At 68.6% G+C, this 22,564-nt stretch carries 22 protein-coding genes; 13 read left to right on the top strand and 9 right to left on the bottom strand.

The window, feature by feature from the left end; genetic code table 11:
- Nucleotides 1–64: 64 nt before the first annotated feature.
- The gene (locus IEY36_RS15755; RefSeq protein WP_229681349.1) at nucleotides 65–631 is read left to right on the top strand and encodes an arsenate reductase (azurin) small subunit; all 567 of its coding nucleotides are present in this window, start codon (nucleotides 65–67) and stop codon (nucleotides 629–631) included.
- Nucleotides 632–645: 14 nt separating this feature from the next.
- Nucleotides 646–3,165: an arsenate reductase (azurin) large subunit gene (locus IEY36_RS15750; protein WP_188968262.1), complete on the top strand. Its 2,520-nt coding sequence runs from the start codon at nucleotides 646–648 to the stop codon at nucleotides 3,163–3,165.
- Nucleotides 3,166–3,411: 246 nt separating this feature from the next.
- On the opposite strand, the gene IEY36_RS15745 is transcribed toward IEY36_RS15750, so the two are convergent.
- Complete coding sequence (locus IEY36_RS15745; protein ID WP_229681348.1) at nucleotides 3,412–3,912, bottom strand: GNAT family N-acetyltransferase; 501 nt, start codon at nucleotides 3,910–3,912, stop codon at nucleotides 3,412–3,414.
- 152 nt (nucleotides 3,913–4,064) lie between these two features.
- Between IEY36_RS15745 and IEY36_RS15740 the strand changes: the two genes are divergently transcribed.
- From IEY36_RS15740 to IEY36_RS15725, 4 genes are all read left to right on the top strand, one after another.
- Nucleotides 4,065–4,961, top strand: coding sequence for a LysR family transcriptional regulator (locus IEY36_RS15740; protein WP_188968258.1), 897 nt, complete (start codon nucleotides 4,065–4,067; stop codon nucleotides 4,959–4,961).
- Nucleotides 4,962–5,362: 401 nt separating this feature from the next.
- Entirely contained in the window at nucleotides 5,363–5,779 is a 417-nt protein-coding gene (locus IEY36_RS15735) for an OsmC family protein (RefSeq protein ID WP_229681347.1), read from the top strand.
- Nucleotides 5,780–5,812: 33 nt separating this feature from the next.
- Nucleotides 5,813–7,000, top strand: coding sequence for a thiolase family protein (locus tag IEY36_RS15730; protein WP_188968256.1), 1,188 nt, complete (start codon nucleotides 5,813–5,815; stop codon nucleotides 6,998–7,000).
- A gap of 142 nt (nucleotides 7,001–7,142) precedes the next feature.
- Nucleotides 7,143–7,280, top strand: a complete 138-nt coding sequence (locus IEY36_RS15725) for a hypothetical protein (RefSeq protein ID WP_188968254.1) — start codon at nucleotides 7,143–7,145, stop codon at nucleotides 7,278–7,280.
- A 196-nt stretch (nucleotides 7,281–7,476) separates the two neighbouring features.
- Here IEY36_RS15725 and IEY36_RS15720 read toward each other — a convergent pair whose 3' ends face one another.
- The 6 genes from IEY36_RS15720 to IEY36_RS15695 form a co-directional block, all read right to left on the bottom strand.
- On the bottom strand, nucleotides 7,477–7,968 hold the full coding sequence (locus IEY36_RS15720; RefSeq protein WP_188968252.1) for a cupin domain-containing protein: 492 nt from the start codon (nucleotides 7,966–7,968) through the stop codon (nucleotides 7,477–7,479).
- A gap of 153 nt (nucleotides 7,969–8,121) precedes the next feature.
- Entirely contained in the window at nucleotides 8,122–8,610 is a 489-nt protein-coding gene (locus tag IEY36_RS15715) for a hypothetical protein (protein WP_188968250.1), read from the bottom strand.
- Between the two features lie 153 nt (nucleotides 8,611–8,763).
- Nucleotides 8,764–9,945, bottom strand: coding sequence for a M20 aminoacylase family protein (locus IEY36_RS15710; protein WP_188968248.1), 1,182 nt, complete (start codon nucleotides 9,943–9,945; stop codon nucleotides 8,764–8,766).
- Between the two features lie 18 nt (nucleotides 9,946–9,963).
- Nucleotides 9,964–10,821, bottom strand: a complete 858-nt coding sequence (locus tag IEY36_RS15705) for an SDR family oxidoreductase (protein ID WP_188968246.1) — start codon at nucleotides 10,819–10,821, stop codon at nucleotides 9,964–9,966.
- Nucleotides 10,818–12,515: a dihydroxy-acid dehydratase gene (locus IEY36_RS15700; protein ID WP_188968244.1), complete on the bottom strand. Its 1,698-nt coding sequence runs from the start codon at nucleotides 12,513–12,515 to the stop codon at nucleotides 10,818–10,820. The genes IEY36_RS15705 and IEY36_RS15700 overlap by 4 nt, the downstream gene beginning before the upstream one ends.
- 37 nt (nucleotides 12,516–12,552) lie before the next feature.
- A complete protein-coding gene (locus tag IEY36_RS15695) occupies nucleotides 12,553–12,945 on the bottom strand; it encodes a VOC family protein (RefSeq protein WP_188968242.1) in 393 nt (130 codons plus the stop codon).
- A gap of 304 nt (nucleotides 12,946–13,249) precedes the next feature.
- On the opposite strand from IEY36_RS15695, the gene rplM reads away from it, so the two are divergent.
- The 6 genes from rplM to IEY36_RS15665 all read left to right on the top strand — a co-directional run bounded on the left by rplM (nucleotide 13,250) and on the right by IEY36_RS15665 (nucleotide 19,025).
- On the top strand, nucleotides 13,250–13,735 hold the full coding sequence (gene rplM / locus IEY36_RS15690) for a 50S ribosomal protein L13 (RefSeq protein WP_188968240.1): 486 nt from the start codon (nucleotides 13,250–13,252) through the stop codon (nucleotides 13,733–13,735).
- A 4-nt stretch (nucleotides 13,736–13,739) separates the two neighbouring features.
- On the top strand, nucleotides 13,740–14,225 hold the full coding sequence (gene rpsI, locus IEY36_RS15685) for a 30S ribosomal protein S9 (protein WP_188968238.1): 486 nt from the start codon (nucleotides 13,740–13,742) through the stop codon (nucleotides 14,223–14,225).
- A gap of 140 nt (nucleotides 14,226–14,365) precedes the next feature.
- A complete protein-coding gene (gene argC, locus IEY36_RS15680; protein ID WP_188968236.1) occupies nucleotides 14,366–15,331 on the top strand; it encodes an N-acetyl-gamma-glutamyl-phosphate reductase in 966 nt (321 codons plus the stop codon).
- 413 nt (nucleotides 15,332–15,744) lie between these two features.
- A complete protein-coding gene (gene clcA, locus IEY36_RS15675) occupies nucleotides 15,745–17,034 on the top strand; it encodes a H(+)/Cl(-) exchange transporter ClcA (RefSeq protein WP_229681346.1) in 1,290 nt (429 codons plus the stop codon).
- 72 nt (nucleotides 17,035–17,106) lie between these two features.
- Entirely contained in the window at nucleotides 17,107–17,718 is a 612-nt protein-coding gene (locus tag IEY36_RS15670; RefSeq protein ID WP_188968232.1) for a TRAP transporter small permease subunit, read from the top strand.
- The gene (locus IEY36_RS15665) at nucleotides 17,715–19,025 is read left to right on the top strand and encodes a TRAP transporter large permease (RefSeq protein ID WP_188968230.1); all 1,311 of its coding nucleotides are present in this window, start codon (nucleotides 17,715–17,717) and stop codon (nucleotides 19,023–19,025) included. The genes IEY36_RS15670 and IEY36_RS15665 overlap by 4 nt, the downstream gene beginning before the upstream one ends.
- Before the next feature lie 58 nt (nucleotides 19,026–19,083).
- Here IEY36_RS15665 and IEY36_RS15660 read toward each other — a convergent pair whose 3' ends face one another.
- Nucleotides 19,084–20,130, bottom strand: a complete 1,047-nt coding sequence (locus tag IEY36_RS15660; protein ID WP_229681345.1) for a TRAP transporter substrate-binding protein — start codon at nucleotides 20,128–20,130, stop codon at nucleotides 19,084–19,086.
- A gap of 166 nt (nucleotides 20,131–20,296) precedes the next feature.
- On the opposite strand from IEY36_RS15660, the gene IEY36_RS15655 reads away from it, so the two are divergent.
- Nucleotides 20,297–20,845, top strand: coding sequence for a gamma carbonic anhydrase family protein (locus IEY36_RS15655; protein WP_188968226.1), 549 nt, complete (start codon nucleotides 20,297–20,299; stop codon nucleotides 20,843–20,845).
- Nucleotides 20,846–20,949: 104 nt separating this feature from the next.
- Here IEY36_RS15655 and IEY36_RS15650 read toward each other — a convergent pair whose 3' ends face one another.
- Nucleotides 20,950–22,458, bottom strand: a complete 1,509-nt coding sequence (locus IEY36_RS15650) for a caspase family protein (RefSeq protein WP_188968224.1) — start codon at nucleotides 22,456–22,458, stop codon at nucleotides 20,950–20,952.
- Nucleotides 22,459–22,564: the final 106 nt, after the last annotated feature.

The raw sequence follows: 22,564 nt of genomic DNA, 5'->3' as shown, positions 1-22,564 counted from the left end.
CATCGCGATCCACGTCGCAGCGCCCGGCCGCGTCGTGCCGGCCAGGGCTGGCATGTGCTTCGCAATGCGAGCGCTCACCTTAAGCAGGTGGGGAGGGTTCAAGATGTCACACTGTGATCGACTGGCCGATGGCGGCCGTCGCTTCTTCCTGATGCGCGGTGCGGTTGCCGCCGCGGGCGCCGCCGCTGTCGCAGGCGTGGCGAGCGCGCCGGCCGAAGCAGCACCTTCGCTTGCCCGCGTCACCTACCCGGTAACCCGCCTCGCGAACCTGCGCGACCTCAAGGTCAACGAGCCGGTTCAGGTCGCTTATCCCGATGCCGATAGTCCCGGTGTCATCGTCAAGCTCGGCACGCGCGTCGAGGGCGGCGCCGGGCCGGATGGCGACGTCGTCGCCTTCTCCACCCTTTGCCCGCACAAGGGCTTCCCGCTTTTCTACCGGACCGACGACCGCTCGCTGAACTGCCCGGGCCATTACAGCCGCTTTGACTGCGAGAAAGGTGGCCTGCAGATCTGGGGCCAGGCGACGGCGAACCTCGCGCAGTTCCGCCTGCGTGTGGACCGGAACGGCGACATCCAGGCTGAGGGCGTGGACGAGCTGATCTACGGCCGTCTGTCCAACGTGCTCAGTTGAGGGAGGACGCAGCGATGGCCTACAAGCGCAACATCGACCGCCTGCCGATCCCGCCGCGGGACGCCAGGGTCCAGAACGTCACCTGCCACTTCTGCATCGTCGGCTGCGGCTACAAGGCCTATTCCTGGCCAGTGGACCGCCAGGGCGGCAACGCCGCGGCGCAGAACGCCTTCAACGCCAACCTCGCCGAACAGCAGCCTGCCGAGACGGCCAACTGGTACAGCCCGGCGATGTACAACATCGTGCGGCAGAACGGGAAGGACGTGCATCTGGTGATCAAGCCGGATGTTGAATGCTCGGTGAATGCCGGCCTCGGCTCGATCCGCGGCGCGCGGATGGCCGAGATGTCCTATTCTCGGACAACGGGGACGCAGGCGCAGCGCCTGACCGACCCGCTCGTCTGGCGCTATGGCGGGATGTCGCCGACCTCCTGGGACGATGCCGTCGCGCTGGTGGCCGAGGTGACGCGCCGCGTTGTCGAGGAGCAGGGCGAGGACGGCCTCATCGTCTCCGCCTTCGATCATGGCGGCGCCGGGGGCGGCTACGAGAACACCTGGGCGACCGGCAAGCTCTACTTCGAGAGCATGAAGGTCAAGAACATCCGCATCCACAACCGCCCAGCCTACAACAGCGAAGTCCATGGCTCTCGCGACATGGGCGTCGGCGAGCTGAACAACTGCTACGAGGACGCGGAACTCGCCGATACCATCATGGTGGTCGGCGCCAATCCGCTCGAGACCCAGACCAATTACTTTCTGAACCACTGGGTGCCCAATCTGCGTGGCACCTCGCTCGACAAGAAGCGGCGCGAGATGCCGAATGAGCCACACGCGGCCGGTCGCATCATTATCGTCGATCCACGACGTACCGTGACGGTCGCCGCCTGCGAGACGGAGGCGGGCAAGGAGAACGTCCTGCACCTCGCGATCAACTCGGGCACAGATCTCGCATTGTTCAACGCGCTGCTCACCGAGGTCGCGGCACGCGGCTGGGTGGATCGGCCCTTCATCGCCGCGTCCACCAGCGGCTATGACGCCGCGGCTGCGGCGAACCGCACGACGATCGAGGAAGCGGCGCGCATCACCGGCCTGTCGGCCGACGACATTCGCAAAGCCGCCGCATGGATTGCCGAACCGAAGCAGGGCGGCGCCCGGCGGCGAACCATGTTCGCGTATGAGAAGGGCCTGATCTGGGGCAATGACAATTATCGCACCAACCAGTCCCTGGTGAATCTGGCGCTCGCCACCGGCAATGTCGGCCGTCCCGGCGGCGGTTGCGTGCGCCTCGGCGGCCATCAGGAAGGCTATTCGCGCCCATCCGACGCGCATGTCGGGCGGCCGGCGGCCTATGTGGACCAGTTGCTGATCGGCGGCCGCGGCGGTGTCCACCACATCTGGGCCTGTGACCACTTCAAGACGACACTGAACGCCAGTGAGTTCAAGCGCGCCTACAAGCGGCGGACGGATCTGGTGAAAGCGGCGATGGATGGCGTACCGGCGGGTGACCGCGCGGCGCAGGTGGACGCCATCATGGGTGCCATCCGCCAGGGCGGGCTGTTCAGCGTCGACATGGACATCGTGCCAACGCAAATCGGCACCTGCGCGCATGTCGTGCTGCCGGCGGCGACGGCGGGGGAGATGAACCTCACCTCGATGAACGGCGAACGACGGATGCGCCTGACCGAGCGCTACATGGACCCGCCCGGCCAATCACTGCCGGACTGCCTGATCGTGGTGAAGCTGGCCCAGGCGCTCGAACGCTCCTGGCGCGCAGCGGGCAAGGGCGACATCGCCGACAAGTTCAAGGGCTATGACTGGATCAGCGAAGAGGACGCCTTCAACGACGGCTACCGCAAGCACGAGCGCGGCGGAGAGCACGTCACCTACGCCCGGCTGCGCGCCATGGGCACCAACGGCTTCCAGGAACCCGCCACGGGCTACCAGGAGGCCGGCGGCCAGGGCGGCCGCGGCAACCTGCCGGCGGGCAGCACAGCGGCTCCGGGCGTGATCGTCGGCACCAAACGGCTATATTCCGACGGACGCTTCGGCAAGCCGGACGGCAAGGCGACCTTCGCCAGCACCCAGTGGCGTGGCTTCCAGGCAGAAGGCAAGCAGGCCGAGAAGGACAAGTTCCGCTTCCTGGTGAACAACGGCCGTGCCAACCACATCTGGCAGTCCGCCTATCTGGACCAGCAGAACGACTTCGTGCGCGACCGCTTCCCGCTGCCCTATATCGAGATGAACCCCGCCGACATGGCCGAACTCCGGCTCACCCAGGGCGACCTCGTCGAAGTGTTCAACGACAATGGCGCGACGCAGGCGATGGCTTGGCCGACACCCTCCGCGCGCCGCGGCGAGACCTTCATGCTCTTCGCCTACCCAACGGGCGTGCAGGGCAACGTGGTATCCAAGGGGGTGAACGAGTTCATCATCCCCAACTACAAGCAGACCTGGGGCAACATCCGGAAGATCGCCGATGCGCCAGAGAGCGTACGGCATCTCACCTTCAAGCCGCAGGAATATCGTCAGGCCTGAGGCCGGACGGGGGAAGCCGGATGCGCGCCGGCTTCCCTCGGCGGTAGCGTGTGTCGCCGCCGTATCAGGCGGTCGTGGCGGACTCTCGCTGCATCGGCAGGCGAAGCGTGATCGCCCGGCACAGCGCCGGCGCAGCGGATGCCCTGCGCAGGCTGCGGTGCGCAACAGCCAGCGGCTGTGGCAGCGGAGCGATCAGTCGACCAGGCACTGATGTCCGGCAGCGCCAGGACGATGCCGGGCATCTCATCACGCATGTCGGTTCGGATCCGTGTGGTCGCCCGCGCCGAGCGACCGTTGCAGCAGGACGGTGTCAAGCCACCGGCCATGCTTGTGCCCGACCGAGCGCAGCGTCCCGGCCAGGCGAAACCCGAAGGCCTCGTGCAGCCGCACCGAGGCCAGGTTAGCGCTGTCGCCGACGACCGCTATCATCTGACGATATCCGAGCGCCTCGCAACGCTCGATCAACGCCTGCAGGAGAGCGCGGCCAATACCCAGCCCCATGCAGTCGTGCCGGACATAGACAGAGTTCTCGACCGTGTTCACATAGGCGATGCGGGGGCGGTACGCGCCGGCATAGGCGTAGCCGAGCACCGCGCCGTGGGCATCCGCCGCGACGAGATAGGGCAGACCGCGCTCGATGATCACGGCTCGCCGCTGCCGCATCTCATCGACGCTAGGCGCTTCCGTCTCGAAGGATCCCGTTCCGTGCAGGACGTGATGTCCGTAAATCGCCGCGATGGCGACCATGTCGTCGTCGCCCGATGGCCGGATGTGGAAGTGCGGATGCCGCGTGGCGGCATCGGTGGCGTGCTGCGTGTCCATGTCCGCGAAGGTGCGGCACGGCGGCCCGCGCCAAAAGGAATTCTTTCTAATATGCACCATAAGTATAAGTTTTATGCATGCGCGAACCGACCCTCCGCCAGCTGCGGACCTTCCTCTCCGTCGTCGAGACGGGCGGTGTCACGACCGCCGCGCAATCGCTCGGCCTGACGCAACCGGCGGCCAGCCAACAGCTGAGGGAACTCGAGCGCGCCATGGGCGTCCGGCTGCTCGAACGCGTGTCCGGCCGGGCGGTGCCGACCGCCGCCGGTCGGGCACTCATGGAGCCGGCGCGCCGTGCCCGCGCGGCTGTGGACGATGCCAGGTCGGTTACAGCGGCATACAGGTCGGGTGACGCGGGGCGGGTCCGTGTCGGCACCGGGGCGACGGCCTCCATCCATCTGCTGCCGCCGGTGCTGGCGGAATTGAATGAACGGATGCCGGGGCTGGAGGTGATCGTTGCCACCGGCAACACGCCCGATATGCTCAGGCGCGTCGAAGAGGGCGACCTCGACGCCGCGTTGGTGACCCTGCCCGCAGCCTTGGGTTCTTCACTGACGGCACTGCCGGTCGTAACCGATCCGTTGGTCGCGTTCCTGCCGGAGGCGATGCTGCCCGGCCGGCGCCGCGCCCTCTCAGCCGCCGATCTGGAGCGGCTTCCGCTGATCCTGTACGAGGCGGGGGCAAATACGCGCACCATCATCGACGCCTGGTTCCGCCGGGCCGGGCGGGTTCCGCGGCCGATCATGGAACTCGGCAGCGTCGAGGCGATCAAGGTGCTCGTGACGGGCGGCCGCGGATGCTCGGTGCTGCCGGCGTTGGCGCTTGGCGGTGACGCCCAAGGGGCCGTGATACGCCCACTGCGCCCGCCATTGTCGCGGCAGCTCGCGGTGGTCTTGCGCAAGGAGAAGGTCATCGACCGCGGCCTCGGGCGACTGCTCGACGCCCTGAATGCGCGCAAAGGCCGAAAAACCTGAGGGAAGCAGGCGATGGCAGAGGGCGAACCTTGCCCCGCCGACCAGAACCACCGCCCCTCCGTCAACGCGCATCCGCAGCAGCTTCGCGAGTTACGTGCCGCGCGATGCCGAGGACGCGCGCGCCTGTCCTGATTCGGTCATGCAGGGCACGCGTGGCGGCGCGTGAGCCGAGGCAGTGCCGCACCAGTTCCGCGCCTGCCGGATAGGCATCGGCATCGGGTGGACTCCGTCCTTCGGCATCCGGCGGCGCATGCGATCCACGCTTAGCCGATCTCAGGAAGGCGCGGACCGCGATGAAGCACGACCAAGCAAGCCGGCCGCAGACAATCTGCGGCTGATCCACAGCAAGGCGCGGCGTGCTTGGTCGGCGTATCTATCCACAGGATTGGGGAGCGTGATGCGTGCAATCCTACACGATGACTGCGACCAGGCTGGACGGCTATGGCACGCGCATGCACTGCAAGGCTGCGGAACTGCTGGCAGACACCGACCCCGCCGGCCGCGCCGATGCGTTCAACCCGGCCGAACTCCTGCTGGCCTCAATTGCGGCCTGCATGATGAAGGGCATCGAACGGGTGACGCCGATGCTGGGCTTCTCGCTCCGCGGCGTGACCATCCACCTGACCGGGGAACGCCAGGACGCCCCGCCGCGCATGACGCGCATCGACTACGAGATCCTGGTGGACACCGATGAGACCGACCGGCGGCTGGAGTTGTTGCACCAGAACGTCCGGAAGTACGGCACGATTTCCAACACCATCGCCCTTGCCGTGCCCCTGAACGGCACGCTGATGCGTTTACCATCCCCGGTAGCCTGACCGCCCGCCGGCGAACCGATTAAGGAAAACCCCATGGCCCAGCGCGACATCGTTCTCTGCACCCCGGCTCGTACCGCCATCGGCACCTTCAACGGCGCGCTGAAGGACGTGCCTGCCGTCGACCTCGGCGCCACGGTGGTCCGCGCCGCGATGGAGCGCGCCGGCCTCGATCCGGCACGGGTTGATGGCGTGGTGATGGGCAACGTCATCCAGGCCGGCAACAAGATGAATCCGGCCCGCCAGGCGGCGATCGCCGGTGGCGTGCCGGTCTCCGCGCCTGCCATGACGGTCAACCGCGTCTGCGGCTCCGGCGCCCAGGCCATCGCCTCGGCGGCGCAGGAAATCCGCCTCGGCGAGGCCGACGTGATGATCGCCGGCGGCATGGAGAACATGGATCGCGCGCCCTACCTGCTGCCCAACGGCCGTTGGGGCATGCGAATGGGCGATGGGCAGATCCTCGACAGCATGCTGCTGGACGGGCTGAACGATGCCTTCTCCGGCGAGCATTCGGGCTGGCACACCGAGGACCTGGTCACCAAGCTGCAGATCTCCCGCGCGGATCAGGACGCATGGGCATTGCGGTCGCAGACCCGGTTCTCGGCGGCCCAGGCCGCCGGGCTGTTCGACGCCGAGATCACGCCGGTGCAGGTGCCGGGCCGCAAGGGACCGGTGTCCTTTGCCCGAGACGAGCACAACCGCCCCGACACCACGGCCGAGACGCTGGCCAAGTTGCGCCCGGCCTTCCGTAAGGACGGCAGCATCACGGCCGGCAACGCGCCGGGGCTCAACACCGGCGCGGCGGCCATGGTGGTCGCCGAGCGGGGCGCGGCCGAGCGACTGGGCCTGAAGCCCGTGGCGCGGCTGGTGTCGGCCGGCCTCGGCGCGGTGGAGCCCGGGATGTTCGGCCTGGGCCCGGTGCCCGCCGTGAAGCGCGCGTTGGAGCGGGCGGGGTGGACGGCCGCCGAGATCGAGCGCGCCGAGATCAACGAGGCCTTCGCCGCCATCGCCCTTGCGGTGATGCGCGAGACGGGGCTGCGCGAGGAAGCGGTGAACCCCGAGGGCGGCGCCATCGCCCATGGCCACCCGATCGGTGCCTCCGGCGCGGTGCTGACCACGCGGCTGTTGCACGGCATGGCCCGCGCAGGCCAGACGCGCGGCCTGGTTACGCTATGCATCGGTGGCGGCCAGGGCATCGCGCTGTGTCTTGAGCGGCTGCACTAGGCGCGACCGGAAGGACACCCGCCACGAGTAAGGATCTTGTGGCTCTGGCCGACGCGGTGGCGCAGGGTGTGGGCCTGTTTCGCGAGGCCACCCTTTAGGCCCTGAAGGGAGTGGCAGTCTCAGCATGGATCTGATGTGAGCCATGGCCGCGGAGGTGCCGGCCGCATCTTTCCTGCACCTCAACCTCGCCCAGGGCTATGCCGATCGGGTGGCGGAAGTGCGCCGCGTAGACGCGATGCCGATGACGGTGTCGAGGCGCTGGGAGCCGTCCGCGGCCTGATCGACACGGTTGTCGTCTCGCCGCCCGGCGATCCGCCGAAGATCGACCTGACCGGCAACGTCATCGCCATGCTGAATGCCGGCGGGGCCAACCGAACCGTGGATGACGCCACGATGGGCGCGTGCCTTACCGCCTTGCTCTCACCTTCGGAAGACGGAGGAGTGCGGGAGAGTTTGCTCCCCCGCCCAATCCTTCTTCACGCCCCCCGATGAATCGGATCGACCCACAACACCGATTCAGGCTTCTCGACCGGCTCGATATCGAGATTGATCGCGATGGCCTCGTTGTCGGACCGTACCAGCACGCATTCCAGCGTCTCGTCGGCCGAGGCGTTGATCTCCTGATGCGGCACGTAGGGCGGCACGTAGATGAAGTCGCCCGGCCCGGCCTCGGCGACGAATTCCAGCTTCTCGCCCCAGCGCATCCGGGCACGCCCTTTCACTACATAGATCACGCTCTCCAGATGCCCATGGTGATGGGCGCCGGTCTTGGCGTCGGCATGGATATGGACGGTGCCGGCCCAGATGCGCTGCGCACCCACGCGGGCGGCGTTGATCGCCGCGGCGCGGTTCATGCCGGGGGTCTGGGCGGTGTTGGCGTCGAGACTGTCGGCCGGGATGACGCGGACGCCGCTGTGCTTCCAGCCGTCATCGGGGATGGAGGGGTGGTCGTGGCCGTCATGCGGCATGGCGAGGCTCCTTGCGTTTTGCGCAGGGGAACGCCATCGCGTCCGGTGCCGCAAGTACCTGAAACAAATAACGAATACAGCCTCCGGCGAGCACCGGATGGAGGATGGGATCGCGGCCGCGTAAGCAACGCTGGAAGGGTTTTCCCCGCGCCGTCAGGCGGCGGAATGCCCCGCCAGCCAAAGCCGCGTGCGGTGGCAGCCCCACAGCAACAGCGCCTGGCCGGCAAACCAGATGCCTGGCCCGGGCATGGTCCCGTGCAGCACGATCATCCCCAAAACGCCGGCGGCGGTCAGCACCAGCGCCAGATGTACCACATGGTCGAAGACCGAGAGCGCAGCATCCTTCACGATGCCCGAAAGGGGCATCATCGGCGTGGCGACGGCGACGCCCACCAGCAGCGCCATCAGCACCATCAGCAGGGCCAACCCTCCGAGGCACCCCCACAGCGTGACCAGTCGGGCGACCTCCTGCGGCAGCGCGCTGCCCGGTAGGGTCCATCGCAGCAGCAGAAACAGCACCGCGAGCCCCGAGACGGCGGCGAAGGCAGCCTGGGCCGGTTCGTCGGCCGGCCGATCACCGCCCCCGCTGGATGCGCGAGGCAGCAGCGGCCAAGCATCGAAACGCGCATTCGGGCGGGCCATCGGGATCTCCGGTCTGGGGCAGAACCATAACCACTGTCACCCCAGCCCGGTTTCCTAGAGCCTAACGTGAACCGTCCGCGTCAGAGGCTGTCTGGAAGGTCCGCCCGGTGCCGGACCCGGAAACACGCCGGTGGCGTGTTTCCAAACGGACTCTCAGCCCTGGCGCGGCAGCAGCCGCTCGGCCAGCGACGCCCACCACGACGCACCGACCGGCAGGATCTCGTCATTGAAGTCGTATTTCGGATGATGGACCATGGCGTCGGTCGGGCTGCGCCCGCCACCCAGCATCAGATAGGCGCCGTCCTTCGCATTCAGCATGAAGGAGAAATCCTCCCCGCCCATGGTCGGCTTGGCCATCGGGACCACGCGCGCCTCGCCCTGCACCGCGCGGGCGGCGTCGGCGGCGAGGCCCGTGCTGACCGGCTCATTGATCGTGGCCGGGTACAGGCGGATGAACTTCGCCTCCGCGCTCGCGCCGAAGGCCGCGGCGATGCCGGTGACAGTCTCGATGAAGCGCTTCTCCAGCAGGTCGCCGACCTCGGGGGCAAACCAGCGCGCGGTGCCGAGCATCGTCACCTGTTCCGGGATCACATTGTAGGTGTGCCCGCCATTGATGTGGCCGATGGTGATGACGCTGCCTTCCACCGGCTCGACATTGCGGCTGACGATGGATTGCAGCGCCTGCACGATGGCCGCCGCGATCACGATCGGGTCGTTGCCGTTCTGTGGAATGGCGCCATGCGCACCCTTGCCCGTGATGGTGACTTCAAGATTGCCGACAGCGGCCATTACCGGGCCTTCGCGCCAAGCGAAGGTGCCGGCCGGGAGGGACGGCCAATTGTGCAACCCGAACACGCGCTCCATCGGGAAACGCTCGAACAGGCCCTCCTTCACCATCACCTCGCCGCCGCCGAAATTCTCCTCGGCCGGCTGGAAAATCACATAGACGGTGCCGTCGAAGTTGCGCGTCTCGGCCAGGTACTTCGCCGCCCCCAGCAGCATGGTGGTGTGCCCGTCATGGCCGCAAGCATGCATCTTCCCCGGCGTCTTGGAGGCATAGGCGAGGCCGGTGTCCTCCAGGATCGGCAGCGCATCCATGTCCGCCCGCAGCCCGATGGCGCGGCCATTGCCGGAATTGCGGCCGCGAATCACGCCGACCACGCCGGTCTTGGCGATGCCCGTCACCACCTCGTCGCAGCCGAATTCATGCAGCTTGTCGGCAACGATGCCGGCGGTGCGCACTTCCTCGAAGGCGAGTTCGGGATGTTCATGCAGGTCGCGCCGCCAGGCGGTCATCTCGGCATGGAAATCGGCGATGCGGTTGTTCACGGGCATGGGTCGGCTCCGGTCAGGTCAAGCGGAGATGTGCGGCGCGGCGAAGGTGAGGGCAAGCCCCCGGTCGAGCGGCATGGGATCGACGCCCAGAACGTTCCGCATCGCACCAATGTCGAAGGCCTTGTCCTCGGTCAGGCGACGCACCTCATCGCCGCCGATGCGCGGCAGCCCCGGAACGATGCGCGTCAGCGGCGCCAGAAGACGCAACAGCAGCGCGGAGATCGGCAGGATCGGCGGCGTGCGCAGCCCGGCCGCGCCGGCCACCGCGCGCAGGAAGTCACGATAAGGCAGGGGCTTCGGCCCGGCGATGACGATGGTCTCGGCCGCATGCCAATCCCGCATCGCCGCCGCCATCAGGCACCGCGTGACGTCGTCCTGATGGATCGGCTGCACCAAGGCGCGCCCGCCACCGGGCAGCGGTGCCACCGGCAGCCGCGCGACCAGCGCCGCCAGCCGCCGCACATTGTCCTCCCCCTGCGCACCATAGATCATCGTCGGATGCAGCATGACGCCCGGCCGTCCGGAGGCGCGGAAGGCGGCCTCGCCGGCACGCACGCCGTCGCCATGCGCATCCGGCCATTGCGAAAACCGCCGCGTCGAGCCCATCAGCACGAAGGAAGCACCCGGTTCGGCCGCGGCCAATAGCGCCGGTGCCCAGCGGGCATGAACGGTGCTGACGACCCGATCCGCCCCCGCCAGGGCCCGCTTCAACGCCGCCGGATCGCGCAGATCAGCGACCCGCAACGCCCCTGGCAGGCCGAGCGCCGCCCACGCCGCCGCATTCCGCGCGACCGGGATGAACGCGACCCCGGCCGCCGCCAGGGCACGGGCCAGGGCGGCGCCCGACCGCCCCGTCGCGCCGACCAGTGCAATCAAGGATTGGCGCGCAGGAAGGCGAGGTCCGCCCCAAGTGGCGCCTGCGTCACCTGCTCATGCACCAGCCGGTCCCAGCCGCGCTTCGGTGCCGGCTCCGGCGCCCAGGCGGCGCGGCGCTTGGCCAGCACCGCCTCATCCACCAGCAGGTCGAGCGACCGGTTCTTCACCGAAAGCCGGATGCGGTCGCCCGTCTCCACCAGCGCCAGCGGCCCACCGACGGACGCCTCCGGCGCGATATGCAGCACGATGGTGCCGAAGGCGGTGCCGGACATGCGGCAATCGCTCATCCGCACCATGTCCTTCACCCCCTGGCGCGCGAGCTTCTTCGGGATCGGCAGATACCCCGCCTCCGGCATGCCGGCCGGCGAGCGCGGCCCCGCATTCTTCAGCACCAGGATATCCTGCGGCGTCACGTCCAGCTCTGGGTCGTCGATCCGGTTCGACAGATCGGCCAGCCCATCGAACACCAGGCAGCGCGCCTCGGTCTCGAACAGGGAAGGGGTGGCCGCGCTGCGCTTCAGGATCGCCCCATCGGGCGCCAGCGAACCGAACAGCGCCACCAGCCCGCCGACCGGCGAGACCGGCTCGCCCCGCGCACGGATGATGCGGCGATCGACGAAATGCGTGCCGTGGCCGATGCGGTCCGCCAGCGAGACGCCATCGAGATCCTTCGTGCTCAGATCAAGCAGATCACGCAATTCCCACAACAGCGCGCGCATGCCACCCGCACTGTGGAAGTCCTCCATGTACCCCTCGCCGGTCGGCTTGAGGTCCACCAGCACCGGCGTCGTCTCGGACAGCGCATCGAGCCGCTTCAGGTCCAGATCCAACCCCGACCGCCCGGCGATCGCCGCCAGGTGCACGATGGCATTGGTCGACCCTCCGAGCGACAGCAACACCCGCACGGCATTGTCCAGATTGCCCTGTGTCATCAGCGACAGCGGGGAGACGGGGTTGCGGATCAGCCGCACTGCCTGCGCACCCGCTTCCTCGGCAATCCGCAGCCGGTCAGCATGAACGGCGGGCGCCGACGCCGCGTCCAGGGGCATGAAGCCGAGCGTGGACGCCAGACAGGCCATGGTGGACGCCGTGCCCATCACGCCGCAAGTCCCTGCCGTGGTGGCGAGCTTGCCCTCCAAGGTCGCGATCTTCTCGTCCGTCACCTCGCCGGCCCGATAGCGCGCCCAATACCGCCGGCAATCGGTGCAGGCGGAAAGCCGCTCGCCTTCGAAGGACTGCGCCAGCATCGGCCCGACCACGAGCATGACCGACGGCGTGCCGGAGCTGATCGCGCCCATCAGTTGCGCCGGCACCGTTTTGTCGCAGCCACCCACCAGCACCGCGGCATCCATCGGCTGGTTCGCCAGCATGGTCTCGGTGTCGAGCGCCATCAGGTTGCGGTAATGCATCGAGCACGGCGAGAGCGACGGCTCGCAGATGCTGATGGTCGGGAAGGCCAACGGCAGCCCGCCCGCGGCGAGCACGCCGCGCTTCACCGCCTCGATCAGCTCGGGGATGGTGCGGTGGCAGTTGTTGTAGTCGCTGGCGGTATCCGCGATGCCGACCACCGGCTTGTCGAGCATCGCCTGCGAATAGCCCATGGACTTGGCGAAGGACCGCCGCAGATACAGCGCGAAGGCCGGGTCGCCGTAATTGGAGGCGTTGCGGCCAAGGCCATGGGGCTTATCGTTCATGCGCGTCCTCTCCGCCCCGCTGGCGGCGCCACGCCCGCTACGCGGGGCGGTGGCAGACGCAGCAGAGCTTGTTGCCGTCCGGGTCGCGCAGATAAGCACCGTAATAGTCGGCGTGGTAGTGAGGGCGCAGGCCCGGCGCGCCCTCATCCGTCCCGCCCTGGGCGAGGGCGGTGGCGTGGAAACGGTCCACGCTGGCGCGGTCCGGCGCCTCGAAGGCGATGGTCACGCCATTGCCGATGCTGGCGGCCTGCCCGTTAATCGGTAGCAGGATCCAGAATTGCGGCGTCGTCTCCGGCGCGGCGGCATAGCCGGCATAGCCCTTCTCCAGGTCGGCTTCCTGTCGCTTGATGCCGAGCCCGGCCAGGATCGGGTCATAGAAGGCGACGGCCCGGCGGATATCCGCGGTGCCGAGCGTGACGTGGCTGTACATGGCGTTTCATCCCTGTGCTGCGGCACGGCCCTGGCGAGGCCGTGCGGCGGCAGGTTGCCCCAGCGGGCCGCGGGCATCAATTCGCGTTTTGTTCTTATTTGGCGGCACGTGCCGGCGCCCGTGACCATTCGCCGTGGGGGCGGCGCCGTTGCGCCGGTTGTTCGCGCGTGGCAGCAAGCCCCGGACGTGCAGAAGGGGTTCGGTATCATGTTACCGCATGGCAAAACCCCGCTTCCCGCTTGACTTTGCCGCCCCCGACGGCGATAAGCCGCGCCACTTCCTTCGTCAGACCTCTGGAACACCGATGCTCACGAGACAGACCACCTCGCTGAAGCCGGCGGATGTGAACAAGGCCTGGGTGTTGATCGATGCGGACGGGCTCGTGCTCGGCCGTCTCGCCACCCTCGTCGCCAATCACCTCCGCGGCAAGCACAAGGCGCAGTTCACCCCGCATGTCGATTGCGGTGACCACGTCGTCATCATCAATGCCGAGAAGATCCGCGTGACCGGCGCCAAGGCCGAGCAGAAGGTGTTCTACTGGCACACCGGCTACGCCGGCGGCATCAAGCAGCGCACCGTGCGGGAGCGCCTCGAGAGCAAGTATCCCGAGCGCGTCATCGAAAAGGCCGTCGAGCGCATGATCACGCGCGGCCCGCTCGGTCGCGAGCAGATGCGCAACCTGCATGTCTATGCCGGTGCCGAGCATCCGCATGCCGGCCAGCAGCCCGCCAAGCTCGACGTGGCCGCGCTGAACCGCAAGAACTCCGTCCTCGTGAAGAAGGTTGCCTGAGGTCATGAGCGAGACCCGTACCCTCGCGGACCTCAAGGACATCGTCGCCGGTACCCCGGCGGCGCCTGAGGCCGCGATCAAGCGTGAACCCAAGCGTGACGCGCAGGGCCGCGCCTATGCCACCGGCCGCCGCAAGGACGCCGTGGCCCGCGTGTGGGTGAAGCCCGGCAAGGGCCAGATCCTGATCAACGACAAGCCGGCGGCGCGCTACTTCGCCCGTCCCGTGCTGCGCATGCTGATCACCCAGCCCTTCCTGGTCGCCGACCGCTACCAGCAGTTCGACGTGAACTGCACGGTCGTCGGCGGCGGGCTGTCGGGCCAGGCCGGCGCGGTGCGCCACGGCATCTCCCGCGCGCTCACCAACTACGAGCCGGAACTGCGCGCCATCCTGAAGAAGGCCGGCTTCCTGACCCGCGACCCCCGCGTCGTGGAGCGCAAGAAGTACGGCAAGGCGAAGGCGCGACGCTCCTTCCAGTTCAGCAAGCGCTGACGCCGGCGGATCGGCGCGCAGCGCCGGTCCTTCGACGCAGGACTGTCATGCAAATGGGGGTGGATCCGCGAGGATCTGCCCCTATTGCATTTCAGGCCGTACATCACGGCAAACTACCCACGAAACGGAGGTCCATTCCCATGGCCAAGACCCCCTCGGTATTCATCGACGGCGAAGCTGGCACGACCGGCCTGCAGATCCGCGAGCGGCTGGCGGCGAACCCGCATGTCGCCCTGCGTTCGATCGCCCCCGACCGCCGAAAGGATGCCGGGGCGCGCCGTGAGATGATGGAGGAGGTGGACCTCGTCATCCTCTGCCTGCCGGATGACGCCGCGAAGGAAAGCGCGGCCCTCGCCGCCTCCCTCGGCGACAAGGCGCCGAAGGTGCTCGACGCCTCCACCGCGCATCGCGTCGACTCCGCCTGGGCCTATGGCCTGCCGGAGCTGACGCCGGCCCAGCCGGCGCTGATCGCCGACGCGCAGCAGGTCTCGAATCCCGGCTGCTACCCGACCGGGGCGATTCTGATGCTGCGCCCGCTGGTCGAGGCCGGCATCCTCGCCACCGACTACCCGGTCACGGTCAACGCCGTCTCCGGCTACACCGGTGGCGGCAAGGCGATGGTCAATGCCTACGAGGCCCGCACCGCGCCGGACTTCGAAATGTACGGCCTTGGCCTGCATCACAAGCATGTGCCGGAGCTGCAGCAATACTCGCTGCTGACGCGCCGGCCGATCTTCGTCCCCGCCGTCGCCGACTACGCGCAAGGCATGCTGGATGCGGTCCCGCTGCATCTCGACATGCTGAAGGGCAACGTCACGCCCGCCGACATCGAGGCGCTGCTGGCCGCCCGCTACGCCGGCAGCGACTACGTCCGCGTCGTTCCGGCCGAAGCCGGCGGCAAGATCGAGCCGCAGGCGCTCAACGGCACCAACGGGCTCGAGATCCGCGTCTATGGCGATGCGGCGCTCGGCCAGGCGGTGCTGGTCGCGCGCTTCGACAACCTGGGCAAGGGCGCGTCGGGTGCGGCGGTGCAGAATCTCGGCCTGATGCTCGGCATCCCGGTGAATGCCGACCTTCCCGTGGCACACCCGCACGCGGCGGAATAACGTCGCGCCGACCGAGCCACGCCCGGCACGATGATCCGCATCGTGCCGGGCGCATCCCGACGATGCGTCGACCGTCAGGCGCCCCTGAACGTAGACAGCGCCACGAGAGCCGGTCGCCAACGGATGGCATCATCCGAACGCGTGACGATGCTCGTCATTGAATGCCTGGAGCAGGCGGCGTGAAGGCAGCATGCTTCAGCCCGCACGCCGCTGGCGCCGCCGTGGCGCGCGCCGGAAGCTGAACGCCGTACGCCGCTCACATCCGCATCCGCCCGGTTGACCCCGACGAAGTCCAGCACGCATGGTCGGACGGCGGTGCCCTCGGGCGCCGGGGCACAGGCATCGTGAGGCTTATGGACGAGGATCTTCTGGCCCAGGGCCTCCCCGGCGATTCGCACGGCGAAGCGCGTCACGTGGCCATCGCCGTGCTCGCGGGGGTCCTGGCCGGCCTTGTCGGCTCCCTGTTCCACCTGCTGATCAATGTGCTGATCGCCTGGCCGCGCTGGCTGGAACGGGTCCTCGACGGCTGGCTCCTGGTTGCCGCCGCGGCGATGGTCACGCTCGCCTGCACCATCCTCGCCGTCTTCATGGTGCGCCGCTTCGCCCCCGAAGCCGGCGGCAGCGGTGTGCAGGAAATCGAAGGCGCCATGGAAGGCCTGCGCGTGGTGCGCTGGCGCCGCGTGCTGCCGGTGAAGTTCTTCGCCGGCGTGACCGCCATCTCCTCCGGCCTAGTGCTCGGCCGCGAAGGCCCGACCATCCATATCGGCGCCTCCATCGCCGCCGCCCTGTCGGAACGCTTCCGGGTGAGCGAACTCGAACGGCGCGGCCTTCTCGCCGCCGGCGCCGCCGCCGGTCTCGCCAGCGCCTTCAACGCGCCGGTCGCCGCGGTGCTCTTCATCGTCGAGGAGACCCACCGCGAATTCCCCTACACCTTCCGCACCTATCTCGGCGTCGCCGCTGCCGCCATTGCCTCCACCGTGATGACGCAAGCCATCCTCGGCGACGGCCCGGACCTGCCTCTGCTCGCCACCAGCACGCCGCTGGCCTGGCTGCCGGCCTTCCTGCTGCTCGGCGCCGTGCTCGGTGTGGTCGGCATGGTATTCAACGCGGCCATCCTGCGGGCCGTCGCCTTCAGCGCCCACAGCCAGCAGCGCGTGCCCTACCTCTACCCGGCGGCGGTCGGCTTGGTCACCGGTGCGCTCCTCATCCTGCTGCCCGACACGGTGACCGGCGGCGAGGATGTCATCCTGTCCCTCGCCACCGCGAATCCTGGCCTCGGCGTGCTGCTGCTGCTCGCCCTCATCCGCTTCGTCACCACCGTCGCCTGCTATTCGAGCGGCGTGCCCGGCGGCATCTTCGCCCCCATGCTCACCCTCGCCATCTGCATCGGCCTTGCCTTCGGGGAGGCGCTGCGATCGCTGCTGCCCGATGCCGGCATTGCTCCACTCGCCTTCGCCATCGCGGCGATGGGCGGGTTGTTCACCGCCTCCGTCCGCGCGCCGATCGTCGGCGTCGCGCTGACACTGGAACTCACCGGCTCCTACGCCCTGGTCCTGCCGCTGATGGTCACCTGCGTCGCGGCGGATCTCGTCGCCCAATGGGTCGGCGGGCGGCCGATCTACAGCCAGCTGCTCGACCGCACCCTGGCCCAGGCCGGCATCAAGCGACCCGCCGAGGCGTCCGAGCCGACCGGCCTCGGCTGACCGGCCACCACAGCCTATGGCACCCTTCTTGCGAGCCCCGGTGAGGAAATATCCGGCCAGGGAGCGCAGGGCATGCAGTCTGATAGCGGCGGTGGGACCATGGACCCCGTCATGCGTTTTGCCGGGCCGGTGGTCCGTTTCGCCTCGATCCTGTGTGGCTGGTGGCTGCTCGGCTACTGCTTTCTCGTGGTGCTCGACATCGTCGGCCGCGCGCAATTCGGCCTGTCGCTGCAGGGCACCGACGAACTCGGCGGCTACACCCTCGCCGTGACCTCCGCCTTCGGCTTCGCGCAGACCTTGCTGTCACGCCGCCACACCCGCATCGAACTCGTCATCCAGCGCCTGCCGCGCATTCCCGCCGCGGCTCTGAACCTGCTCGCCGCGCTGACCATCGCCGGCCTGGCGGTCCTCCTGTTGGAACGCGGCTGGTCGGTGCTCGACGAGAGCATCGAATTCATGGCGGTCTCCAACTCGCCCCTGCAGGTGCCGCTATGGATCCCGCAGGGGCTGTGGGTCGGTGGGCTCGGCCTCTTCGCCGCCGTCGCCGTCGCACTTGCCGTCCAGGCAAGCTGGGTGCTGTTCCGCAACCCGCAGCGGCTGAACGCCCTCTATGGCCCACCCACCATCGAGGAGGAGATCGAGGAAAGCCTCGAAGCCACCCACGTCGGCGGCATGCGGTCATGAGCGCCTTCGGCCTCGCCGATGCCGGCATCGGCTTCGGCCTGATGCTGGTCATGCTCGCCCTCGGCCTGCATGTCGCGACCACCATTATGCTGCTCGGCATCATCGGCGCGGTCTTGTTCCTGGGCCCGCCGATCGTCGCCGCCGTCGGCACCCAGGTCTGGGGCGCGACCGAGAGCTTCGTGCTGCTCGCCGTCCCGCTCTTTGTGCTGCTCGGCGAGTTGCTCGTGCGCGGCGGCGCGACGGATCGGATGTACCGTGCGCTCGCCGCCTGGCTCGGCGTGTTCCCCGGCGGGCTGCTGCACACCAATATCGGCGCCTGCGCGCTGTTCGCCGCGGTGTCCGGTTCCTCGGTCGCTACCGCGGCCACCATCGGCACGGTGGCGCTGCCCACCTTCCGCCAGCGCGGCTACGACGAGCGCCTGGTGGTGGGCAGCATCGCCGCCGGGGCGACGCTCGGCATCCTCATCCCGCCCTCGGTCAACATGATCATCTACGGCGCGATGACGAACACCTCTGTCGGGCGGCTATACGCGGCCGGCGTCATCCCCGGCCTGCTGCTGACCGGGCTGTTCATGGCGGTGGTGCTGGTGATGTGCCGCTGGCGGCCCTCGCTCGCCGGCACGCCGGAACCGCGCCTGCCGATGGTCGAGCGACTCCGCCTTCTGCTCGGCCTCGCGCCCGCGGTCGGCATTTTCGTCGTGGTCATGGGCAGCATCTATGCCGGTTGGGCGACGCCCACCGAATCTGCCGCAGTGGGCGTGGTGGCGGCGTTCTTCCTCTCGACGCTCTACGGTCGCTTCTCGATCCGTATGCTGCATGAATGCTTCGTTTCGACCGTCGCCATCACGGCGATGATCGTGTTGATCGTCGCCGGCGCCTTCTACCTCAACTTCGTGCTCGGCATCCTCGGCGTGCCGCAGGCGTTGTCACGCTTCGTCGTCTCGCTCGACGCCTCGCCCATCATGATCCTCTGGATCCTGCTGATCTTCTACCTGATCCTGGGCTGCTTCCTGGAAACACTCTCCATGATGGTCGGGACCATCCCGGTCGTCGTGCCCATCGTCACCGCGCTCGGCATCGACCCGGTCTTCTTCGGCATCTTCCTGGTCATCATGTGCGAGATGGCGCTGATCACGCCTCCGGTCGGGATGAACCTCTACGTGGTCCAGGGCGTGCGCGGCCGTGGCAGCGTGGTCGACGTCATCACCGGCTCGCTGCCCTTCCTGGCGATGATGTTCGTGTTGACGGTGCTGCTGATGTATGCGCCCGGGATCGCGCTTTGGTTACCACGCCTGGCGTTTGATTGAGCCAATTGCCCAATCAGAGTGCAGCGGCCCGCCGGATCGTCCCGGCGGGCCGTCGCCATTACTGGATAGTGTAGCCGCGCGCCGCGCCCACCGTCTGGTTCCAAGTCGTCGAGCACTGGTTCCACACCCGGTTGCAGGTGTCGCGGAAGGCCGGCAGCACCGTCTGCGGCACGATCTCGCGCAGCCGTGCCTCATCCGCCGGCGTCACTGTCGCGATGGTCACGTTGCCGCGCGGCGTCGTCGTGCATTCCGGCCGCCCGGCCATGCAGGCCAGCGCCACCTCGTTGTTCACCCGCGCCAGTTCCCAGAACTGATCCTCCATCCCCTGGAAGGCACGGGTCAGCGCCGCCTGCTGTTCCGGGGTGAAGCGCCGCCAGGTCGCCAGCGACATGAAATGCCCCTGCACGCCACCGGCCAAGGACAACGGCAGGATATGCGTCGTCACCTCGGCCCAATTGGCCACATGCGCCGATGTCGGCGAGGTGATGCCGCAGGTCACCACGCCACGCTGCAAGGCCGGATAGACCTCGCTGAACTGCAGCGTCACCGGCGTGCCGCCCAGCGACTGGATCAACGCCGACATCGACGGCGTGTAGGAGCGGATCTTCAGCCCCCGCAGATCCGCCATCGAACTGACCGGGTGGTTGCAGAAGAACACCTGCGGCCCGAACGGCCACAGCGTCATCACCTTGGCGCCGAAGCGCGACTGCAACCGCTGGTCAAAGGATTCGCGCCCGGCATTCACCGCCTGGCGCAACTCGGTGAGATTCGTGCTGACGCCGATCAGGTCCAGCCCGTCGAAGAACGGCTCGTCGCGCGCGACATTGCCGATCGTGACCGACATCATGTCGAAGGCGCCCGAGCGCAGCAGCCGCAGCGCATCCGCCGCCTGCACGCCGACCTGGTCCATCGGGCTGTAGGAGACGCTCAGGCCCGGCATGCCGAGTGTCTGCGGCAACCCTTCGTAGAACGGCCGTTCCACCGCGATGTGGTGGGTATTGGCGCTGAAATGCCCGGCAACGCGCAGCGACGTCGGCGCCTGGGCCAAGGCAGGCGCAGCCCAGGCGGCGGTGAGCGCCAGCAGGGCGGCGCAGGGGCGTAACATTCTCATGCGATCCACTCTCTCCCGTCCGGCGGGATGGCGCTGCCGAGGGGCAGGGTCCCGGATCCGGTTGTGCAAGGGGGCGAGCAAGATCGGTGCCGCCATGGCGGGCTTCCGCTCACCCGCGCGCCGACGCATCCTGCCGGCCAACCCGCCGGAGGATACCGCCATGGACAACAATCAGCCCCTGACCACCCCGCCGCTCTATGCCTTCGAAGGCCACCGCCCCACCATCCACCCCGCCGCCTGGGTGGCGCCGACCGCCGCCGTGATCGGCCAGGTGACGATCGGGGAGGGGTCCAACGTTTGGTATCACTGCGTCCTGCGTGGCGACACCAACACCATCACCATCGGCGCGCGGACCAACATCCAGGACGGCACCATCGTGCATGTGAATGCCGGCCGCCAATGCACCACGATCGGCGATGACGTGACGGTCGGCCACGCCGCCATCATCCACGCCTGCACGCTGGAAAACCGCGCCTTCGTCGGCATGGGTGCGACGGTGCTCGACGATGCGGTGATCGAGGAAGGCGGTATGCTCGCCGCCGGCTCCGTGCTGCCGCCGGGCAAGCGCATCGGCCGCAATGAAATGTGGATGGGCAACCCCGCCAAGCTGACCAAGGTGATGACGGACGAACAACGCGCCCGCTTCGACACCACGGCGCCGCATTACGTCGAACTCTCCGGCCGCCATCGGCGCACGCTTGGCGGTTGACCTGAACTAGGCCTCGATCGGGCGGGCGTGCCCGATCGGCGGCAGCCGCGCGCATCGCCAAGGGCCGATGGCGGTTCGTGGAAGCACAGGCGAACAGCCGCCTCCTACCGCGCCGCGCTCCGCCGCCGCTCGGGAAGAACGACGCGGTCGCCGACGGCATAGAGCAGGCAGGGGCCCTCGCGGTTGGCCCGCGTGCTCGCCTGCGTGCAGGCCTGCAGCGCGGCCTCCTCTGCATCGGCCGCGCTGGCGGCGCCGGTGCGCCAGTAGAGCCGGCCGCTGCCGTGGATCGCCATCGCCTTGTGATCCCGCCCGGCGACATAGCGCGCGAGGTCGGATCCCGGCTGCCGGCGGCTCGGTGCCTGGCCCGGCACCTGCGCCGGGTCGAAGCTGCCGGCATAGACCACCCGGGGCATCGCCTCGGCCCGCCGCCCCGGCGTCAGCCGGCCATCGACCGCCACCAACAGGCAGGGCGTCGCGAAGAAGATCTGGCAACGCTCCAGAACCATCTCGCCGGCTTCGCTGTCCTCCGGCAGGCTGGTGAAACGCAAGCTGCGCCGACGGATCGGGTTGACCGCGACGGCCTTCGAGCCGCGTTCCGCCATGTAGGCGGAAGCGATCCGGCGTGCCTCGCCGATCGGCAACTGCGCCGCGAGCGCGGCGGCGAGGCTGTCTTCCGTCAGCGCGGCGGCCGGTTCGCTGGCGGTCCGCGCCGCGGCATCGTCGAAGGCGTGCAGACGCTCGCGGGCCGGTTCCGCGAAGCTTCCCTGCGGATAGCGCGCCAGATACGCCTCGACGTCGCGCCGATCGGCGCTGTTGCGCACGCTCTCCCAGAACAGCAACTCGCTGCCCGCCGGGCTGGAGGCGGGGCCGCCGGCGAAATAGAACGCGCCCTCCAGGGCCGAATGCTCCCACGGTATCTGGCGGCCGCCGGTGGCTTCGCGCACCTCCCGCCGCACCTCGGCCAGCATCTGGCGCAGTTCGAGCCCTGGCGTCTCGAGCCGGTGCAGCAAGGCCGCGGTGAAGGGGCTGTTGCGTCCGGCGCCATCGGCGGCGACCGTCCCCGGCGCGGTGGCGAAAGCGACCAGCGTGCCGACCGCGGCATGGACCTGCCCCAGCCCGGCCCCGCCGGCCGCGCTGCGTGTGCCGCTGGCGAGGCGCAGCCGGAACGGGTTGTCCCGGCAGGCATCGAGCAGCAGCAGTGTCAGCCTGGCAACGCCGTCGAGCTGTTCGGTCAGGATGTCCATGTCGAAGGCTTCGAACCGCAGGTCGCGCTCATTGTTGATATCGGCGGTGACCGGCAGCAGCCAATTGCGCCCGCCGGCCTCCAGCGCGTGGCCGGCGAAGAAGAACAGCGCCGCCTCGGCCCCACGCGCGGCCTGGCCGAGCCGGCGGACAGCCTGTTCGAGCTGCCCGCGATCCGGGTCGAGCACTAGGTCGGTCTGGAAGCCAAGGCGGCGCAGGGTGGCGGCGAGGTCCTGGGCGTCGTTCAGCGTGTTCGTCAGGGCCGGGACGTTGCGGTAGGCGGAGGCGCCGACCACGAGCGCCACGCGCTGCGCCAGCGCGTCGGCCAGTGGCATCAGGGCCAGGACAAGGCCAAGGATCAGGCGGCGCATCGGCAGGGTGTTCCGGATGCTCGCGACGGGCCTCATGGTGCCACGGCGAGCCATGCCGGGGGAAGTGCGCTGCCTCGCCAGGCGGGTGGGGGGGCTGACGCGGATG

The organism is Neoroseomonas lacus, assembly GCF_014644535.1.
In the GTDB taxonomy this organism is placed as follows: Bacteria; Pseudomonadota; Alphaproteobacteria; order Acetobacterales; family Acetobacteraceae; genus Neoroseomonas; species Neoroseomonas lacus.
Note: the sequence above shows the minus strand (reverse complement) of the source record. Positions and strands in the feature narration are given on the sequence as shown.

Excerpts from the sequence above, each read along its gene's own strand:
- IEY36_RS15695 (WP_188968242.1), bottom strand. The coding sequence starts at position 12,945 with ATGTACAGCCACGTCACGCTCGGCACCGCGGATATCCGCCGGGCCGTC.
- IEY36_RS15755 (WP_229681349.1), top strand. The coding sequence starts at position 65 with ATGCGAGCGCTCACCTTAAGCAGGTGGGGAGGGTTCAAGATGTCACAC.
- IEY36_RS15720 (WP_188968252.1), bottom strand. The coding sequence starts at position 7,968 with ATGCCGCATGACGGCCACGACCACCCCTCCATCCCCGATGACGGCTGG.
- IEY36_RS15650 (WP_188968224.1), bottom strand. The coding sequence starts at position 22,458 with ATGCGCCGCCTGATCCTTGGCCTTGTCCTGGCCCTGATGCCACTGGCC.
- IEY36_RS15740 (WP_188968258.1), top strand. The coding sequence starts at position 4,065 with ATGCGCGAACCGACCCTCCGCCAGCTGCGGACCTTCCTCTCCGTCGTC.
- IEY36_RS15655 (WP_188968226.1), top strand. The coding sequence starts at position 20,297 with ATGGACAACAATCAGCCCCTGACCACCCCGCCGCTCTATGCCTTCGAA.
- IEY36_RS15710 (WP_188968248.1), bottom strand. The coding sequence starts at position 9,945 with ATGCCCGTGAACAACCGCATCGCCGATTTCCATGCCGAGATGACCGCC.
- IEY36_RS15660 (WP_229681345.1), bottom strand. The coding sequence starts at position 20,130 with ATGTTACGCCCCTGCGCCGCCCTGCTGGCGCTCACCGCCGCCTGGGCT.
- IEY36_RS15730 (WP_188968256.1), top strand. The coding sequence starts at position 5,813 with ATGGCCCAGCGCGACATCGTTCTCTGCACCCCGGCTCGTACCGCCATC.
- IEY36_RS15750 (WP_188968262.1), top strand. The coding sequence starts at position 646 with ATGGCCTACAAGCGCAACATCGACCGCCTGCCGATCCCGCCGCGGGAC.
- IEY36_RS15700 (WP_188968244.1), bottom strand. The coding sequence starts at position 12,515 with ATGAACGATAAGCCCCATGGCCTTGGCCGCAACGCCTCCAATTACGGC.
- IEY36_RS15715 (WP_188968250.1), bottom strand. The coding sequence starts at position 8,610 with ATGGCCCGCCCGAATGCGCGTTTCGATGCTTGGCCGCTGCTGCCTCGC.
- IEY36_RS15670 (WP_188968232.1), top strand. The coding sequence starts at position 17,107 with ATGCAGTCTGATAGCGGCGGTGGGACCATGGACCCCGTCATGCGTTTT.
- argC (WP_188968236.1), top strand. The coding sequence starts at position 14,366 with ATGGCCAAGACCCCCTCGGTATTCATCGACGGCGAAGCTGGCACGACC.
- IEY36_RS15665 (WP_188968230.1), top strand. The coding sequence starts at position 17,715 with ATGAGCGCCTTCGGCCTCGCCGATGCCGGCATCGGCTTCGGCCTGATG.
- IEY36_RS15725 (WP_188968254.1), top strand. The coding sequence starts at position 7,143 with ATGGCCGCGGAGGTGCCGGCCGCATCTTTCCTGCACCTCAACCTCGCC.
- IEY36_RS15745 (WP_229681348.1), bottom strand. The coding sequence starts at position 3,912 with ATGGTCGCCATCGCGGCGATTTACGGACATCACGTCCTGCACGGAACG.
- rplM (WP_188968240.1), top strand. The coding sequence starts at position 13,250 with ATGCTCACGAGACAGACCACCTCGCTGAAGCCGGCGGATGTGAACAAG.
- rpsI (WP_188968238.1), top strand. The coding sequence starts at position 13,740 with ATGAGCGAGACCCGTACCCTCGCGGACCTCAAGGACATCGTCGCCGGT.